Source organism: Shewanella insulae, from assembly GCF_009831655.1.
Lineage (GTDB): Bacteria > Pseudomonadota > Gammaproteobacteria > Enterobacterales > Shewanellaceae > Shewanella > Shewanella insulae.
Genome location: NZ_WRPA01000002.1, coordinates 1 through 14,506, shown reverse-complemented (window position 1 = coordinate 14,506; position 14,506 = coordinate 1). Strand labels below are relative to the sequence as shown.

Here is a 14,506-nt window from a genome sequence, read left to right as displayed (position 1 = left end):
AAGGTCAACAGGCCCTAAGCTTTAGGTCACAGGCGCCCGCCGGCTTGGCGGGCGTTTTCAAGAGGAGTGATTATAGCCGGGTTGCGGCGGCTTTGACCATCGCCTTGACCTGATCCACGATCGCCATCTCCGTCTCTGGCTCATAGGCCTTCACCCTCGGGGTGTGGATATGACCGACCTTGATGCCGCTGTTGAAACGCTGTCCCAGAAGCACGGCGCGGTAAGAGATCTCGTTGGACAGATAACCGCCGCCAGAGCCGTTGACCGAGGTGGCGTTTTGCAGCTCGCTCAGTGAGCCGGCGTCAAACTCGCCCCTAGAGAGCGTGGTTACTGTGTGGTTGTCATTGATCTTCCACTTGCCCTTGACCGACTGCATGGCACCAACAGGTAGCGAGAACTCGACGAATTCTGGGCCATAGAGTGGCTTGCCATCGAACATAGGCGCCTTTGGCGACTGGGCTGTGGCGCCGGTTAGCACATTGAGGTTATCGGGCGCGGCGGCGCTACGGTTTCGACCGGGGAAGCGCTCCAGGTCGAAGTCGTCGCGTCCCATGCTAACGGTGAAGATGGCGTTGACGCTGTTTTCACGATAGACGGGGGTGAGCAGGGACTCGATGATCCCCTGATCGAAGTCGGCGAAGCGTACCGGGATCATCACAGTCTCAACCTGGGCCTTCTTGCCGTCGATGCTGAACTTGTAGCCGTCCAGAGCCAGCGCGGTTAATCCCGAGGGGTTGCTCTGGTCTATGTGGCGATCCAGGAAGAAGGGATCGAAGCCCGTGAGCAGAATACGGATCTGGCTGTCGTCATCGAAGTGGATGTCGCTGAAGCCGCGGGAAGACTTCTCTACCGCCTTGAGTAAGATGGTGCGCTGCCAGTCGGCCATGTTAAAGGCGGGTTTCGACTCTTTAAGGGTCTTCTTCATTCCCAGACGACTCCAGTAGAGGGATCTGTCGTCCTGACCGCCGGATTGCACGTCTCTCACCGCCTGTTGCCATAGGCGCTCGCCTTGGTGGGCCACCATCTGCGTCATGATGAGTTCATCTTTTTGCTGGCGATACTTGCCGTCCAGGCTATCGACCAGGGCTTGGTAGCGGTTGACGACGTCTGGCATGGCCTGGGTTGCCTTGGGTAGGCGCTGTTCTTCCAGATCCAGACCGGCGAAGGCGCTGCTACTCAGTATGCTGGTCATCGCCAGGGCTATGGCTGTTTTATGCATGACATGGTTCCTTTGCAAAAACCTCTTGCCCTTACACTTAGCCTATGGCTGATGTTGGACAATGATGGCTCAGGGCGGTTATCAATTTGAAATTATTATACCAATCACGGTAAGTAAGTGATCAGAAGTAGCGTAGAGAAAATGTTCGAGATCAAGGCATGATTTTTCGATAAGTAGTTATTCTACTATCAAAAATAGTAACGCCGTTATCGGACGTTTTAACAAGCTAGCATGATCAGTTATTTACTACGATTGGTATTATAGTCAACAACTGAGTATGCACGACATCTGCCTGCAAATAAAGACTTGAGATGGCTTGATAAAATGCCAGATTCTTGACACAAATCATCATGAGTTTGCCCTCTCGGTGTGGGGACGACTTGCTAGACTCGAAGCAGGGATTTTATGCAGCTTAGTGGGGTGTGGAGATGAAAATGCGTGTAGGCGCGGGCTTAGGTTTCAGTTGTGGCGTAGGCTCTGGTTTTAGTGCTGGCTTAGGTTACCGGCTGCTTTGTTCGCTGGGGTATCTGGGACTGCTCTGCCTCGCCTTGTTGAGTTGGGCTGGCGGCGCGGCGGCAACCCCCCAAACTGGGGCTGATTCAAAAGCGGCGACAGAGCAAGAGTTGGCCGAGCCGATCGGGTTAGACGGCGAGATACAGGCGGCATTCGATGCCGTGGGCGCGAAAGGCGTCATAGTGCTGCTGGATGACAAGCAGGGGAAACTAGTGACTAACGATGCCTCCCGCAGCCAGCAGGCCTATATTCCCGCCTCCACCTTCAAGATCCCCCACAGTCTACTGCTGCTCGAGGCGGGGATAGTAGAGGATGAGCATAGCCGGTTTGCCTGGGACGGGGTTAAGCGCTCTTACAGCAGCTGGAACCGTGACCACAGTTTTGCCAGTGCGATGAAGTATTCCGTGGTGCCCATCTATCAGAAACTGGCAGTAAAGTTGGGGGCAGAGCGTATGGCCAAAGGACTTGCTGGTCTCGATTATGGCAATGCCGATATCGGCGGCGAACTCGACAGTTTCTGGCTCGATGGCGACCTGGCGATTTCGGCCCTGGAGCAGGTGCGTTTCTTGAGGCGTCTGTATCACAATCAACTGCCGGTGTCCGAGCGCAGCCAGCGCATCGTCAAGACCATGATGCTCAACGAGGCCGACGGTGACTGGGTATTAAGGGCCAAGACGGGCTATGGCGTGCGTAAGGGTCAGAAACTCGGCTGGTGGGTCGGCTGGCTAGAGCGTGAGGAGAACACCTACTTCTTCGCCATGAATATGGATATCAATACAGATAGCGACCTGGCGCTACGCAAGCGGGTGGTGAAACATCTCCTTAAGGCCAAGGGCTTGATGTGAGTACCTACATCTGCCGCGGTTAGCTACATCAGTAGCGATTGTAGCGACTCGTGGCTGTTGAAGCGCTTGGTGAAGAAGTCCAGGAAGACACTGATGTTGGTGGCCAGCTGTCGGCGGCTAGAGTAAACGCCATAGACCTTGAAGGGTTCCATGGGCCACTCTTGCAGCAGCGGCACCAGGCTGCCACCGGCCAGCTCGTTCTTACACACCGAATTTGAGAGCATGGCGATACCGAAATCGTCCAGCACCAGCTGTTTGACCATGATGGCGCTGTTCACCCTCACCTTGCGTTTGAAGTTGACCATGGTCTTGCGATCGCCCTTGCCCAGTGGCCAGATGGGCGCCGAGCGCGAGGTCCCCAGCAGTATGCCGCTGTGCTCTTTGAGATCCTGAGGTGTCGCCGGGGTGCCGTTGGCCTTTAGATAACCAGGGCTGGCCACCAGTATGGGTTGACGTTCAAACAGCAGGCGGGCGATCAGGTCGGAGGATTGCAGCGGACCATACTTGATGGCGATATCATAGCCTTCACCCACAAGGCCCACATCGTTATCGGTAAACTGGACGTCGAGATCCACGTTTGGGTAGAGACGCATGAAGCTGCTACAGAGACTGGCGATCAGCTCCTGACTGAAGGAAACAGGAATGGCGATGCGCAGTGAACCCGATACGTCATTGTGCGTATTTTCTATGGTGGCCTTGGCAGCCTCGATTTCATCGCTAATACTGTTGCAATGCTGGTAAAAAAGCGCCCCAACCTGAGTCAGGCTGAGATTGCGAGTATCGCGCTGTAAAAGGCGCACGCCGAGCTGCTCTTCGAGCTGAGCCACCTTACGACTAATGGTTGATTTTGGCATGCCCGTATTACGAGCTGCCTGGGAGAAACCCTTGGCGCGAACGACGGCTGCAAAGAGCATCATACCGTTTAAATCTGGCATTATTTATCACTGTCTCAAATATGGAACAAAGCGTCTAAGCCAGTTTAATAGCATTTGACCCTATAACAAAGCTATATTTATGGGCTAAAAATTTTAGAGGCTAAAGCAGAGGATCTATTGATGACCAGCAACAATCAGCCCACAAACACGACTCAGGTTCAAACAGCCGATCCGCTTTTTCTTCAAGCTGAACATTTGGCACAGGACTTTTCTCTGTTTCCTAAGCATAGTAAGCAGAGCCTTTCACAGCAGATCAACGGTCTGCTCAGTGACGACGAAATTCAAGCTAACTTAAAAGAGTTAGAGCAGTTGGATGTTGACGGCTATGTAGCTAAAGTCATTCAACCTACCTTAGACAAGAGCCGCCCAGGCGCCAAGCGCGTGATTGCGGATCTGAAAGGCAAGTTAATTGTCGAAAAACATATGGGGCCTTTTTATAGTGCCGAGATCGAACTGAATTTTGGATCTCGCACCCGCCGCATAGGTTTTATCGCCCAGGAACGTACCACGAGCAATGGTGCCTGGATGCCCGAGCATCACCTGGCGGCCTGTACGGCCATTCGTCATTTTGCCGAACTCTCAATGCCAATCGTTTACCTCATCGACACTCCGGGTGCCGATGCGGGCGAGATAGCCAACAGCCAAAATCAGGCGCACACCATCTCTAAGGCGATTGCCGAGAGTGCTAACGTCGACGTACCAACCGTAGGTATCGTTATCGGTGCCGGTTACTCAGGTGGTGCGATTCCATTGGCTGCGGCTAACATCCTATTGTCACTGCGTGACGGCATCTTCAACACCATCCAGCCACAGGGTCTGCAGAGCATTGCTCGCAAGTACAACCTCTCTTGGCAGGAGTGTGCTAAGTCTGTCGGCGTATCGCCAGAAGAGCTATACACCTCTGGCTGTATTGACGGCATCATCGACTTCTCGCCATCTGACAAAGATGAGCGCCAGCACAACCTGCGCCGCGCCATCATCAGCAGCATCGAGGCGGTAGAGCAGGCGGCGGTACAGTTTGTTCGTGAATCTCAGGATCTGCGTGAGCACTATGATCGCAGCCTTACCCGTTTCCTCGAGCCTTCTAAGAACCTGGAAGCGCTTGAGCATCACGCCGAGCTGTCGGTAGCCAACAACCCCACCATGCACCTGAACCTGTTTGGTAGCTCATACCGTTACCTGCGTTACCTGACGCTGCGTAGCCGTATCCATTCGATCTCGCAGGATCAGTATGGTCGCCTGTCTAAGGTGAGCGTGCCTGAGGGTGATCTGCTAGCGCGTATCCAACAGGAGCAGGACAAGGTATTCCAGTCTTGGTTGTCTAGCCCAGATAAGCTGGTATACGACGAAGAGCTGAACAAGCTGTGGGCCAACTTCACCGCTAAGCGTGACGAAGTCTCTACCGAGCGTAACATGCTGACTCGCCTCATCCTGGGTGAGCCGAAGCAGAACTATAAGAAGGCCCGTAAGGCGCTGCTATTCAACATCGGCTGGTCGCTGTACCACAGATGGAAGAGCAATGCCGAGAACAACTTCAAGGGGCTGATCCACTACCTTGAGAGTCTTCCCGACGAGGTGACCCAGGCCGATTGGCCTGAGTTGAACCAGCTGACGGTACTGGATGTGATCGTACACGAAGAGCTGCGCGAAGACTTTATCTGGCAATGTCATAACATCCTGATCTTCAACGCGCTGTACGACAACGTCGTGGGTAACCTTGCCTCTATCGCGAAAGAAGCCATGATGGCTAAGAGCCTGTCGCGCGCCTCGGTTGATGGCCTGCTACATGACTCTATCGACCGCGCTATCTCTAAGCAGGACACGGCCAACGATAAGAGCAAGTTCTACAAGTGGCTGAAGTACTTCATGTCTCAGTCTAACCGCGCCGATCTGCTGACCAAGACAGAGCAGTGGAAGAGTGTCGGTTTCCCTCAGCTTAACGACTCTCTGTTCGTTATCCTGACCTACTTCTTTGAGCGTCTGCTACCCGAATACTTTGCCAGCGAAGAGGAGAGCAGCGAGTACACGGGTGCCATCAACCCGGTACGAATCGGTCGTCGTAAAGACTTCTGGAACCGTCTGACCATGGGTTATCAGGATCTGCTGATCCAGAAGGTACTGCGTGACGAGAAACGCGCCGGTAAGATGAGCTGGGAAAATGTGATCGCCAAGTTCTTCACCGAGTTTGAAGAGTTAAACGGCGACAAGATGTCGGCTAACCTGCTGAACTTCCCTGGCTTCCGTCTCTCTATCGAAGACGCGCTAGACAAGGGGATCCGTCCTTGCGGCCTGATCACGGGTACCGCTGACTTCGAGCATCAGGGACAGACCATGCGCGTCGGTGTGGCCGTGTCTAACACCGCCTTCCAGGCCGGTGCCTTCGATATGGCCGCTGCCGAGAAGTTCTCTGCGCTGCTGATCGAGTGTGCTAAGCGTAAGCTGCCGGTGATCTGCTTTATCAGCTCTGGCGGTATGCAGACCAAAGAAGGTGCGGCGGCGCTATTCTCTATGGCGGTAGTGAACGACCGTATTACCCGTTTCATTCGTGACAACGAATTGCCGGTATTGATGTTTGGTTTCGGTGACTGTACCGGTGGTGCACAGGCAAGCTTCGTGACTCACCCGCTAGTACAGACATACTACTTCTCTGGCACCAACATGCCGTTTGCCGGTCAGATGGTGGTACCTGCGTATCTGCCGTCTACCTCGACCCTGTCGAACTATCTGTCTAAGGTTCCTGGCGCCATGAACGCTCTGGTCACCAACCCATTTAGCGACACTATCGACGATCAGCTAAGCAGTATCGATCCGCTGATGCCTAAGCCAACGGCTAAGGTGGTTGACGTGATTGGTAACGCCATTTCGACCCTGGTGCCTGAGATGTTGATCACCGAGGAAGAGCTGGTACAGGACGATCCGCGTCAGCTGATGAAGCCGATCGACAAGGTTCTGGTACACGCCCGTGGCTGTACTGCGGTGAAACTGATCCGCAAGGCCCACGACAATGACATCAAGGTGGTACTGGTAGCGTCAGATCCTGATATGACCTCGGTACCGGCCGACATGCTGAACGACAACGACAAGCTGGTCTGTATCGGTGGTAACACCTCAGACGAGAGTTACCTTAATGCCTACTCGGTATTGAAGGTTGCCGAGTACGAAGAAGTTGACGCGCTGCATCCAGGTATTGGCTTCCTGTCGGAAAGCCCGCAGTTTGCGGCCCTGTGTGTGAACAACGGCGTAAACTTCGTCGGTCCGAGCGTACACAGCATGACCACCATGGGTAACAAGTCGAACGCGATTAAGACCTCGCAGTCGCAAAACGTACCTGTGGTACCAGGCAGCCACGGTATTCTGACCAATGCCGAGCAGGCGGTGAACGTGGCCAACGAAATCGGTTACCCAGTGCTGCTGAAAGCGGTACAAGGCGGTGGCGGTAAGGGTATTCAGGTCGTTGAGCGTCCAGAAGATATGATCTCTCTGTTCCAGAAGACCTCTACCGAGGCCGCAGCGGCCTTCGGTAACGGCGACCTCTACCTAGAGAAGTATGTGACTTCACTGCGTCACATCGAAGTTCAGTTGCTGCGTGACAAGTTTGGTAATACTAAGGTACTGGGTCTGCGTGACTGTTCGGTACAGCGTAACAACCAGAAGGTGATCGAAGAGTCTGGCTCAACCATGCTGCCTGACGAGCTGAAGCAGAAGGTGATGGAATATACCCGCGCCCTCGGCGATGCCACAGATTACATGGGCGCAGGTACCGTAGAGTTCATCTACAACCTGGATGCCAACGAAGTCTACTTCATGGAGATGAACACGCGTCTGCAGGTTGAGCACCCAGTAACCGAGGCGACCTCAGGAATCGATATCGTGAGCGCCGGCTTCGACATCGCCGCTGGCCGTTCGATTGAAGATCTCGAGCCACAAGAGATCGGCTACGCCATCGAGGTTCGTGTGACCGCCGAGAAGGCCGCACTGGACAGCAACGGCGTACTACAGCTGCTACCGCATCCAGGCCTTATCACAGAGTGTGTTATCCCCGAGCGTGACGATGTGGAGATCATCTCTATCGCCGGTGAAGGCAAAGAGGTTTCGCCATATTACGACAGCCTGATCGCCCAGATCATCTGCCGTGGTGAGAGCCGTGAAGATGTGATCAACAAGCTGCATGACTACCTGGCTAACGAGGTGGTGATCAAGGGTATTGCGACTAACATCCCATTGTTAACTCGCATCCTGAAAGATGGCACCTTCAACGAAGGCGTGTACGATACCAACTACCTGCCGCGCTTCATGGCAGACCTGGATATTCCTGCGCTGATCGCCGAGATGGAAGCCGCCGCCGAGACAGTAGGCGTAGATACCGAGTCGCTGCGTGTGGGTGAGAGTAATGAGCTTAAGGTACTGGCTCAGGGGGCAGGTATCTTCTACACCTCTCCGGCACCGGGTGAAGCCGACTTCGTTAAGGAAGGTGACATAGTTACTGTGGATCAGACGCTGGCACTGACTGAAGCGATGAAGATGTTCTCTCAGGTGACACTGGCTGGCTTCAACCGCCAAGGCGCCGTACTCTATCCAGAGGATAAGCAGTACCGCATCGAGCGTATCCTGAACAGCAATGGTCAGCAGGTCTCGCAGGGCGAGCTACTCTTCGTAGTCTCTCCTGTCTAACCTAAGACGATAGCTGCTAAATACCCGCCTCATGGCGGGTATTTTTTTGCCTGCAATTTACCCTCTTTTTCTCTGTTATTTACGGCCGGAGTACTCTCTATTTGCCCTCTATTTTCCATCTCTTGCCAGAGCCCACTTGAGCAGTAGCGGGCCTGCAAGTGTAGTGATGGCGATAATCACCACCAGCTCGGTAAACAGCTTAGGGGAGATGATCTCCATCTGTAGTCCCATCTCGGCAAACACCAGTCCTACCTCGCCCCTGGGGACCATTGCACTGCCGACAATCGCCTTGCTGCGCAGAGAGCCAGGTACATTAAGACCAGCCAGAGCCTTGGTCGCAATAGCCAGCAGTGACAACATAAGCAGGGTGAAAATGCCGGTCCAGCCAAGATCTATCTGGCTGAGATCTAGGCTTATTCCTACATAGACGAAGAAGATGGGCGCAAAGATATCCACCAGGGGCTTGGATTCCACCTCCATCTCGTGGGTAAAGGAGAAGGGGTTTTGCAGATAGCGATTAAGTGGCGAGACAAACTGGCGACTGAGGGCCAGGCCGACCACAAAGCCGCCCAGCAGGGCGGGAGCGTGCAGGGCGTGGGCCAGCCAGGCAAACAGGCAGATGAGGATCATGGTGACGATAGCCTCATAGCCGGTCTCTTTCTCTCTGGGTCTGACGGCGCGAAACAGATACAGGAGTAACCGAGCCAAGGGTGGGGCCAGAAACAGAAAGGCGCCTATCTTGAGGATCAGCAGGCCACTGGAGAGCAGGCTAATATCTCCCGAGTTGGCAAAATTAAACAGCAGGCTGAGCAATATCACTCCGGCGATGTCGTCGATCACCGCCGCGCCAAGGATGATATGGCCTTCACGGCTCTGGGATCGCTTTGCCTGGGCCATCACTCGCACAGAGACCCCTATGCTGGTGGCGGTCAGGGCGCACCCCAGGTAGAGGGCGGTAAAGCCTGGCAGCTCAAGGTAGAAGAGACACACCAAGCCGATGACGCCAGCGGGAAGGGCGATGCCCAGCAAGGCGACGCCTATGGCGCTGTTGCCTGCCTGATACAGGTGCTTGATGGAGGTTTCGCAGCCGATAGAGAAGAGCAGCAGGATCACCCCCAGTTCGGCCATTACCGACAGAGTCTCGTGGGGAGCAATCCAGCCCAGCAGGCTGGGGCCTATGAGGATCCCCGCCAGGATCTCGCCGACCACGGCGGGGAGTTGCAGACGCTTAAAGGCCTCGCCCAGTACCCGGCCGAAGAGCAGGATCAAACACAGGGACAAGACGAAGTTATCTATGGCCATAGCAGGCGCGACTCCCCGAGAGTGGTGATAATGTGATCTTGATCATTTTGATGACCGAGATCAAGGCGTAACCGGTGGAGTGTGACTAAGCTCAAGTTGATACATGCCGACAGGAGGTAACCATGGACAAGGTGTTTATTATTTCCCAGAAAGCCGAGCTTCAGGCCGACGCCATCGAGACGGGGATCGCCTTGGCCAGGGTGCTGGAAAAGCAGGCCGAGGTGTTTGCCTACAGCTACGAATCCTTTGCCGGCAAGGAGTACTACAACCCCAGGCTCGGGGCGGCGGCCAAGGTGGCCGTGATGCGACAGCGCAGCGAGGAGATAGACGCAAAGCTCAAGGCGCTCAAGGTCGACGATGTGGCCGTGCATAGTGTCTGGAGTAAAGATATGTTCGAACATGCCTGTCTTCATTCCATTCGTCATGGATTCGATCTCATGGTTAAGGCGGTGCATCACAAGGAGCACTACCTGCCGATGGACTGGCAGCTGATCCGTCATGTACGTATCCCCCTGATGATGCTGTGTGACAACCCGCTACAGCGTGCTAAAACTGTGCTGATGGCCGTGGACCTTGGCAGCGAAAAACCTATCAAACAGAAACTTAATCAGGCTGTCATTCAACAGGGGCGCCAGCTGGCCCAGGCCATGGATTGCCAGTTGCATCTGGCATACATCATTCGAGTGCCTAAGATCTTGCGAGACATGGATCTCATCAACACCCGTACTCTGGTGAAGGACGCCTATCACAGGTATCAGCCTCAGCTGGACGAGATAGGCCTGAATCAGGAGCATGTGCACTTCCTGGCGGGCGATCCCGATCTCTGCCTCTACGAGCTCTCCTGCCGTCTCAAGGCTGCCTATCTGGTAATGGGCGCCCGCCAGCGCAAGGGACTGATGGGCATGGTCATAGGCAATACCGCCGAGGCCATGCTGAGACGAATCCGCAGCAATGTATTGATCATTCCAGCTGACGATCAGCTGTTGCCTGCCTAACCTTAGGGCTGTGCTGCTGGCGCCAGAGACGCTTGTGATATTCATCGATGAATAAAAGTGTCGAGGCGGCGCTCAGCAGCATGAGCCATTGTCCCACCCCGATAGGGCTAATGCCCAGCACCTCACTTAAGCCTGGAGTATAGCTGGCACCTATGTGGATGCCCTGGGCCAGTACTATGCCAAACAGCAGCAGGGGATTGCTCAGCACGGGCATGCGCAGCAGCGAGTTGCGCTCAGAGCGGCTGTTGAGGGCGTGCACGTTTTCAAACAGTACCATCAACATCAGGGTGAGGTTGCGGGCGTCGTTCTCGCTGTTGCCCATGGCGAGCAGCAGGGAGAAGAGGCCGAAGGCCATCATGCCCATCCACAGGGCGCTGACAATCAGCCGTTCTAGCATGAGGCGATCGAAGATGGGCTCGCTGGGCTTACGCGGCGGTTGGTCTATCTCATGACCCTCTCCTGGTTCGAAGGCCAGTGCCACATCCTGCACGCCGTTGGTGACCAGGTTGAGCCAGAGGATCTGTAGCGGAAACAGGGGAATAGGCTGAGCAAACAGTACGCTTAAGATAAACAGCAGCAGTTCGGCGGCCCCCGTGCTGATCAGCAGGTAGATCACCTTGCGAATGTTGTTATAGACGATGCGCCCCTCGATGATCCCCTTGACGATGGAGCTGAACCTGTCGTCGGTCAGCACCAGATCTGCGCTCTCGCGTGCCACATCCGTGCCCTTGCGGCCCATGGCGATCCCCACATGGGCGTGTTTCAGCGCCGGGGCATCGTTGACGCCATCCCCCGTCATGGCGACAAACTCGCCCTGGCGGATCAAGGACTCGGTGATCTCCATCTTCTGCCTGGGCTGCACCCGGGCAAATACCCTGTGGCTGGCAATAATGCTGTCGAACTCGGCCAGACTCTGCTGCTGGGCCTGGATGAGCTGTTCGCCGGTGATCACTCCCTCCTGGTCGTCGGCCAGCTTGAGTTGGCGCGCCAGTGACAGGGCGGTTACCGGGTGATCGCCTGTTATCATCGCCACCTTGATCTGCGCCTGCTGGCACAGGGCTACCGCCTCTATGGCATCTTCCCGCAGGGGATCGCTCATGGCCACTAATCCCAGAAATTCCAGCCCTTGCAGTGGGTGGTGAGGATCGCCGACCTCGCCGCTGGCGAGGGCCAGCACCCGGTAGCCGTGGCGCGCCAGCCAGTGGGTCTCATCGAGTACCGCCTGAGTCTGCTGTTCATTAAGCGGACACATGGTAAGCAGCTTCTCTACGGCGCCCTTGACCGAGATGACGGAGCGCCCCTCTATCCGGTTGATGCTGGCGCTGAACTGGTTTTCCGACTCGTAGGCAAACAGCTGCTCCTGTGGTGCTTGCTTGGTCCTGTCCATCTCGAGATTGAGCTTATAGCCCAGGGTCAGGAAGGCGAGATCCACCCCGTCGCCGTCGGCATGCATCTGATTGGCATGGCTCTGCTCGGCCTCGAAGCTGAGATGGGCCTCGTTGGCCAGCACGCCGGTGAGGGCCAGGCGGTAGAGTTCGGGGTCCCGCGCGGTCGATACCGGCACGCCGTGGCCATGTTTGTGTACCAAGCCAGTGGGGGTCAGCCCTGTGCCCGCCACATGGTAGCGCTCGCCCGACAGCAGACTTATCTGGCTGATGGTCATCTCGTTGACCGTCAGGGTGCCCGTTTTATCCGAGGCGATATAGGTGCAGGAGCCGAGGGATTCCACCGCCACCAGCTTACGCACTATCACATTGGCCTGAGACATGCGTTTCATGCCGATGGCCAGGGCGACCGTGATGGCCGCAGGCAGCCCCTCGGGAATGGCGGAGACCGCCAGGGCGACCCCCAGCAGGAACACCTGGGAGAGATCGGCGCCCCGCAGTAGGGTCAGGCCGAAGATGAGGGCGATGATGATTAAGGTGGCGATGGCGATGATCAGGGTGAAGCGCTCGATACGCTGCATCAAGGGGGGCTTGGCGCTGCCGCCCTGACGCACCAGTGCGGCTATCTGGCCTATCTGAGTGCGGGCGCCTGTGGCGATCACTTCGCCCTCGGCCCGCCCATGGGTGACCAGGGTACCGGCGAAGGCGAGATCTGTCTTGTTGACCGCCAGCGACTCGCCGGTGAGGGCCGACTCATCCACCTTAAACTGGTTATGCTTTTCGATTTTGATATCGGCGCCGATGCGATCGCCGTTGGTCAGCAGAATATAGTCGCCGGGTACCAGGCTCAGGCTGTCCACCAACTTGGGATGACCGTCGCGGATCACCTTGGTCTGGGAGGGCACCATCTTGCTCAGGGCATCGGCGGCCTGCTGGGCCGAGTATTCCTGCACCGTGCCTATGATGGCATTGAGCATAAGCACGGCGAAGATGAAGATGGCATTGAGGAACTGGCCGAGCAGCAGACAGGCGATGAAGGCTGCGAGCAGCACATAGATGAAGGCGCTCTTAAACTGCAGAATAAACAGGCGGATGAAGCTGAGTCTTGCCGGCTTGGGCAGGCAATTGGGCCCATATTGTTCCAGCCGCTCGGCCGCCGCTTGACTCGATAGTCCTGGCCCGGCCACGAAAACTCCTTGTGCACTTAGGCTGAGGTGATGCTAGATCTATAGCTCATCTCGGCTCTCGCTGCCGGAAATCGGCCTAAGGCTTGATAGAGATCAACGGCTTCGGGCTTCTACTTAGCCCCCAGTTTAGTCTTTGAGGGGATGCTCCTCGGGCAACTGGCGCTGGATCCACAAAATCAGCTTGTGCTTCATGTTGGGGCCATCTTCCTTGTCGGTCGCCAGGGGCTGGATCAGCTTGTCCTGCACCAGCAGGCGGTAGATGCACTCTACCTTATCTTTGGGGGAGATCCCCTTATCGAAATCGGCGAAGCCACGTTTCTTGGCGTAGCCTACGCCAATATCCAGGGCCAGTTTTAACAGCTGTGCGTCGTGCTTACCGTGTTTCATCTATTAGGCTCCATTAGCGGCGATATCATCAAACTACCTTAGTTTCCAACGGGAACATACCCTTAGTGGCGTAATTTTGCTGTCGGTGTCACCTCTGCGGTGCATCTGGCTATAATTACAGCAAATTGCGCGCAACGAGGATAATTATGATCCAGGTAAGGGGTATAGATCATTTGGTATTTCGTACCACCAAGTTGGATGCCATGCTGCACTTTTACACTCAGGTGCTGGGGTGTCCCATTGAGCGCCAACTGGCCGATGAGGGGCTCACCCAATTGAGGGCCGGCAAGGCGTTGATCGATATCGTCACCTGCGACAGCCCCCTGGGACGATTGGGCGGTAGACCGCCGCAGCAAGATGGCCGCAACGTCGACCACATCTGCCTGCTCATCGAGGCCATGGAGGAACAGGCCCTGCTGGATTATCTAAGCGAGCAGGGCATCGCCACCCAAGAGTTTGCCAAAAGATACGGGGCCCAAGGGGTTGGGCGCTCCCTCTATATTAATGATCCAGAAGGGAATGTCGTGGAGTTGAAGTTGGCGAAAGGGGAGCCTTAGTCGATCTCTATGGAGCTGTTCCTCACCTTTGGTTTGGTGTCTATCACCGCGTTGTAGTGTTAACCCTTGCTTCCTTTTGATGTTTTTGCATCTACCTGACTTAGGTGCTTGGATGGGCGCTTTAAACCATAGCTTTATGGTTTATCAAATGCTTGGCAGCAGGTGCAGTGCATGGATGCACCAATGTCGCGATTGCAGGGACGCAAAAGAGCGACCCTTATGTGCTTACACATTTGTGACAGATTGAATGAAGTGTTGCTTCATTTTGATGTTTTTGCATCTACCTGACTGAGGTGCTTGGATGGGAGATTTAAACCATAGCCTAATGGTTTATCAATCGCTTGGCAGCAGGCCTTTTGTGCAGACATTCTTTTGGCACGCAGCAAGTCCATATATGGACACCTGGATAGATTCAATAGCTAATTTGTTAGTAACAAAAGATATTACTGCATCCGTATATCCGACCTGTTTATGAGCAATTAGAGGCTCTGGCCTTAATGAGAACCGCGC

At 55.2% G+C, this 14,506-nt stretch carries 9 protein-coding genes; 4 read left to right on the top strand and 5 right to left on the bottom strand.

Annotation, left to right across the window (positions count from 1 at the left end):
• Positions 1-70 precede the first annotated feature (70 nt).
• A complete protein-coding gene (locus tag GNT65_RS03060) occupies positions 71-1,219 on the bottom strand; it encodes a C15 family peptidase (RefSeq protein WP_160793659.1) in 1,149 nt (382 codons plus the stop codon).
• Between the two features lie 428 nt (positions 1,220-1,647).
• Here GNT65_RS03060 and blaOXA point away from each other — a divergent pair, with 428 nt between their 5' ends.
• Positions 1,648-2,577, top strand: a complete 930-nt coding sequence (gene blaOXA, locus GNT65_RS03055) for a class D beta-lactamase (RefSeq protein ID WP_244952085.1) — start codon at positions 1,648-1,650, stop codon at positions 2,575-2,577.
• Positions 2,578-2,600: 23 nt separating this feature from the next.
• Here blaOXA and GNT65_RS03050 read toward each other — a convergent pair whose 3' ends face one another.
• A complete protein-coding gene (locus tag GNT65_RS03050) occupies positions 2,601-3,512 on the bottom strand; it encodes a LysR family transcriptional regulator (protein WP_160793658.1) in 912 nt (303 codons plus the stop codon).
• 120 nt (positions 3,513-3,632) lie between these two features.
• On the opposite strand from GNT65_RS03050, the gene GNT65_RS03045 reads away from it, so the two are divergent.
• Positions 3,633-8,183, top strand: coding sequence for an ATP-binding protein (locus GNT65_RS03045; RefSeq protein WP_160793657.1), 4,551 nt, complete (start codon positions 3,633-3,635; stop codon positions 8,181-8,183).
• A 108-nt stretch (positions 8,184-8,291) separates the two neighbouring features.
• Here GNT65_RS03045 and GNT65_RS03040 read toward each other — a convergent pair whose 3' ends face one another.
• A complete protein-coding gene (locus GNT65_RS03040) occupies positions 8,292-9,485 on the bottom strand; it encodes a cation:proton antiporter (protein ID WP_160793656.1) in 1,194 nt (397 codons plus the stop codon).
• A gap of 122 nt (positions 9,486-9,607) precedes the next feature.
• On the opposite strand from GNT65_RS03040, the gene GNT65_RS03035 reads away from it, so the two are divergent.
• The gene (locus GNT65_RS03035; protein ID WP_160793655.1) at positions 9,608-10,480 is read left to right on the top strand and encodes a universal stress protein; all 873 of its coding nucleotides are present in this window, start codon (positions 9,608-9,610) and stop codon (positions 10,478-10,480) included.
• On the opposite strand, the gene GNT65_RS03030 is transcribed toward GNT65_RS03035, so the two are convergent.
• Both GNT65_RS03030 and GNT65_RS03025 read right to left on the bottom strand, forming a co-directional pair.
• Positions 10,446-13,052 (bottom strand): HAD-IC family P-type ATPase, encoded by a 2,607-nt coding sequence (locus tag GNT65_RS03030; RefSeq protein ID WP_160793654.1) that lies wholly within the window; start codon positions 13,050-13,052, stop codon positions 10,446-10,448. The two genes, GNT65_RS03035 and GNT65_RS03030, sit on opposite strands and share 35 nt — an antisense overlap.
• 126 nt (positions 13,053-13,178) lie before the next feature.
• Positions 13,179-13,439, bottom strand: coding sequence for a DUF5062 family protein (locus tag GNT65_RS03025; protein WP_160793653.1), 261 nt, complete (start codon positions 13,437-13,439; stop codon positions 13,179-13,181).
• Positions 13,440-13,585: 146 nt separating this feature from the next.
• On the opposite strand from GNT65_RS03025, the gene GNT65_RS03020 reads away from it, so the two are divergent.
• The gene (locus GNT65_RS03020; protein ID WP_160793652.1) at positions 13,586-13,996 is read left to right on the top strand and encodes a VOC family protein; all 411 of its coding nucleotides are present in this window, start codon (positions 13,586-13,588) and stop codon (positions 13,994-13,996) included.
• Positions 13,997-14,506 lie beyond the last annotated feature (510 nt).

Bases quoted from the DNA above. Each gene is read 5' to 3' on its own strand.
- GNT65_RS03060 (WP_160793659.1), bottom strand. From the start codon at position 1,219: ATGCATAAAACAGCCATAGCCCTGGCGATGACCAGCATACTGAGTAGC.
- blaOXA (WP_244952085.1), top strand. From the start codon at position 1,648: ATGAAAATGCGTGTAGGCGCGGGCTTAGGTTTCAGTTGTGGCGTAGGC.
- GNT65_RS03050 (WP_160793658.1), bottom strand. From the start codon at position 3,512: ATGCCAGATTTAAACGGTATGATGCTCTTTGCAGCCGTCGTTCGCGCC.
- GNT65_RS03045 (WP_160793657.1), top strand. From the start codon at position 3,633: ATGACCAGCAACAATCAGCCCACAAACACGACTCAGGTTCAAACAGCC.
- GNT65_RS03040 (WP_160793656.1), bottom strand. From the start codon at position 9,485: ATGGCCATAGATAACTTCGTCTTGTCCCTGTGTTTGATCCTGCTCTTC.
- GNT65_RS03035 (WP_160793655.1), top strand. From the start codon at position 9,608: ATGGACAAGGTGTTTATTATTTCCCAGAAAGCCGAGCTTCAGGCCGAC.
- GNT65_RS03025 (WP_160793653.1), bottom strand. From the start codon at position 13,439: ATGAAACACGGTAAGCACGACGCACAGCTGTTAAAACTGGCCCTGGAT.
- GNT65_RS03020 (WP_160793652.1), top strand. From the start codon at position 13,586: ATGATCCAGGTAAGGGGTATAGATCATTTGGTATTTCGTACCACCAAG.